Annotated in this window: 2 protein-coding genes and 1 pseudogene; 2 read left to right on the top strand and 1 reads right to left on the bottom strand. The window is 39.4% G+C overall.

Annotated elements, in window-relative coordinates:
- Positions 1-548 (bottom strand): annotated as a pseudogene (locus tag ACOVO2_RS22240) (hypothetical protein); the annotation flags it as partial.
- 218 nt (positions 549-766) lie between these two features.
- On the opposite strand from ACOVO2_RS22240, the gene ACOVO2_RS22235 reads away from it, so the two are divergent.
- Together ACOVO2_RS22235 and ccsA are read left to right on the top strand one after the other, a co-directional pair.
- Complete coding sequence (locus ACOVO2_RS22235) at positions 767-1,204, top strand: hypothetical protein (protein WP_188766637.1); 438 nt, start codon at positions 767-769, stop codon at positions 1,202-1,204.
- Positions 1,205-1,376: 172 nt separating this feature from the next.
- Positions 1,377-3,847, top strand: a 2,471-nt coding sequence (gene ccsA / locus ACOVO2_RS22230) for a cytochrome c biogenesis protein CcsA (protein WP_421772078.1), incomplete at its 3' end; no start/stop codon positions are given.

Raw genomic sequence — 3,847 nt, 5'->3', positions numbered from 1 at the left:
ATTTTGGTAAAAAGTTCGCCCTGTCCGAAAAAGTCTTTTTGGGTGTTTAGTTCATTCAGCGGAATCGGGACTGGACTTAGATAACTCAGTTCGGTTCGATAATCTATGTAGCGTTGGATAGAATCTTGGCTACTCACGAAGCGATAATCGAGCATCAGAGCTAAGCCTTCATCAAACCATGCAGGAATCTCCTTTTTTGTTTTCCACCAACCCAGTTTTGTCATGAGTTCGTCGTGGCACATTTCGTGGGCAATCACATCAACGTTTAGGCCATCTTGATTCAAAATTATCCACGACCCGAGCGGTGTTCCGATACTAAAACCCGCTCCTTCGGCGGTTTTGGCGTATTTTTGGTAAGTTTCTGCGTTTTTACAAAAGATAATTTTTGCCTGCCCGTTTTTACTTCCCCAAAAGTTTTTTAGACGTTTTTCGGCACTTTCTATGTATTTTAATAATGAATCTTGCTGTTTTTTTGATGTTTTTATTTCTACAAAAATATTGGGTTTGATTGCATGAAAATTATCGTACTCAACAAAATAGCACCGCAAAAATTGCGGAAAAAGCCATGCGAACAAAAGGACTAAGACGAATATAGTAAAAAAGGTATATTTCAGAAATTTCATGGTTATTATGATAAATACTTATGCGAACAAGATGTTTGCCCCACAGATATAACAAAACCTGTATCTGCGAAGTTATGTTATTAAATGATTATGGCGTAACTTCGCACAAAATTTTAATAATTTTACTTACAAAACTTATAAATATGTACTCAATCATCCAACCAATTCACTCATATTTAGCATTTGCGGCACTTGCATTATTGGCAGCAGCTACCATCAACGGAATCATAGGCTCGACAAGCGAAAAAAGTTTTGAAGGTTCGCACCTCAAAATCAATAAGTTTGCTTTGATAGCTACACATACAATGTTTTTATTGGGCTTAATTTTATTATTTGTTTCGCCAGGAGCTCAAGCAGCATTTTCGGATATGAAACTAACAATGAAAGATAGCATTTTAAGAAAAGCTTATATCGAACACCCTACCACAAATATCATAGCTGTGGCGTTGGTAACAATCGGAAACGCTCGTGTGAAACGTGCCGTAGGTAATGGTCGTAAATTTAAGCAAACAGCAATTTTCTTTGGTTTGGCATTAGTTTTAATTCTTAGTCGTATTCCTTGGTCAACTTGGTTAGGTTGATTGGCAAGTTAATAGTCGATAGACCACAGTCAACAGATTATTTATTTGCACAATTGTTATCGTTACTGTTTTAGGTATATCATCATACAAACAACATTTATTTTTGTGAGGTATGAACATTCGTTCGAAACAAAGGACGGGTAATTCATACTTCACACTGATTACTTCGCACATGTTAAGACCATACCTTGGAAATATAGGACATATTTCCGTGATTATCTCCTTCGTAGCTGCCGTTGTCTCAACTTATGCTTATTGGCAAGCTACTCGTCCGCAGGTTTTAAGCAACAAACAAATAACTGACCAATGGCTCAAATTTGCTCGTGGAGCATTTTATGTACATACTTTGGCCATTTTTTCGATTTGTGCTTCTTTGTTAAGCATTATTTTTAATCATTATTTTGAGTATCATTACGCTTGGGATAACTCCTCGTGGAGTTTACCTTTTGGCTATGCCATCTCTTGTTTTTGGCAAGACCAAGAAGGTAGTTTTTTATTGTGGATGTTTTGGAATGTTGTGCTGGGTGTTTTGTTAATCAATACTACACTTCGTAAAACTCGCAACGCCAGTATTGAAGCCCCAACAATGACGATTTTTGCGTTGGTGCAAGTTTTCTTGGCTTCGATGATTTTGGGTGTGGTGCTTTGGGGAGATTTTAAGATTGGAAGTTCGCCGTTTTTGACCTTGAAAGAATCGATGCCTAATATTCCGATTTGGAAAACAAACCCTGATTTTGTGCCAAAAGATGGTAACGGATTGAATCCTTTATTGCAAAATTACTGGATGGTGATTCACCCTCCTACCCTATTTTTAGGTTTTGCGATGACACTCGTTCCGTTTGCCTTTTGTATGGCTGGACTTTGGAAAAAACAATATACTGAGTGGATTAAACCTTCGCTACCTTGGACTTTGACAGCAGCAGTTGTATTGGGAACAGGAATCATGATGGGTGGAATTTGGGCTTACGAAACGCTGAATTTTGGCGGTTATTGGAACTGGGACCCCGTTGAAAATGCCGTTTATGTACCGTGGTTGGTATTGGTGGGAAGCTTCCACACGATGCTCATGGCTCGTAAAAATAGTACAGCCTTGAAGTACACCATCATTTTAGTTTTAGCCCAATTTATATTGATAGTTTATTCAACGTTTTTGGCTCGCAGTGGTATTCTTGGTAATGCCTCGGTTCACTCATTTACTGATTTAGGTCTTTCGGGGCAATTATTGATTTACTTACTCACTTTCATTGTTGTCTCGGTTGGACTTTCGGTGCTTCGCTGGAAATATTTACCACAAGATGAGGCCGAAATCTCAACTTTTTCGCGTGAATTTTGGGTATTTTCGGGCGTTTTGATGCTTTGTTTAGCGAGTTTTCAAGTAATAGTTACGACTTCGATTCCGGTCTATAATAAAGTAGGCGAAATCTTTGGAGCAAAGCTCAACATGGCTTTGCCAACGAATCAGGTTGAGCACTTCACGCAGTTTCAGATGTGGTTCTTTGTGCTGATTACAGCTCTCACAGGTGTAGCACAGTTTTTCTGGTGGAAACGTGTACAAAAAGAAAGCCTTAACAAATTAATCAATCCACTCGTTATCAGCCTTTTAGTTTCTGCTTTGATTATCACTTTTGCTAAAGTCAATAACTGGAAATATATTATTTTACTCACGGCAGCAGTATTTAGTATCGTGGCCAATGGCAGTATTTTGACTGATATTCTGAAAGGGAAATTCAAGGTTGCGGGCGGTGCAATAACCCACATTGGTTTGGCCGTAATGCTTATCGGAATCATGTTTTCATCGGGCTATTCGAAAGTAGTTTCATTGAATTTTTCGGGAGCAAAAATCTTCAAAAACGAAAGCGACAATAAAGAAAATGCCTTATTGTGGCTAAATCGCCCGACTGAGTTGAGTGAGTTTTCGTTTACCTACAAAGGCCAATTTGTTGATGTACGAAATGCACCTGGATATATCGAGAAAAAATACGTTTGGCCAGTACCAGGCAGTAATTACAAAGGAATTGCTCGTGCCGATGTAGTTGATGGCGATAAAACTTATTTCAAACGTGGCGATACGCTCGAATACGAAGCAGAAAATACTTACTTCCAAATTGAGTATTCGGATAAAGATGGCAAGAAGTTTAACCTTTACCCACGTGTGCAAGACAACGAGAAAATGGGAACGGTGCTTTCGCCCGATATCAAGAAATTTTGGAATAAAGACATTTATGCGTTTGTTTCTGGCCCACCAGTGGCTGAAGATGAGCGTGATTGGAGTCGGCCCGAAGAATTTGCGGTAGCCGTTGGTGATACTTTCTTCATCAATGATTACGTAGCGATTCTTGAGAACGTAGAAGGAATCAGAGAAGTTGACGGTATGCAATTGGCCGAAGGCGATGCAGCGGCACGTGCAACAGTGAAAATTCTCGACCGAAACGTAGCCATTACGATGCGTCCGGTTTTTGCCATTCGTAATCGTGAAGTTTGGAGTAAGCCCGAAGTGAATAACGAAATGGGACTTCGCCTGCAATTATCGAAAATCGACCCTGTTTCGGGTAAATTTGCCTTCACTGCAAGCCGTGGCCAGCGAGAATTTATAGTTCTGAAGGCCACCGAAAAACCTCATATCAATTTACTTTGGATAGGTTT

This window comes from Emticicia sp., from assembly GCF_049241225.1.
Lineage (GTDB): Bacteria > Bacteroidota > Bacteroidia > Cytophagales > Spirosomataceae > Emticicia.
The sequence above is the reverse complement of the archived record's forward strand: the minus strand, read 5'-3'. Positions and strand labels throughout refer to the sequence as shown.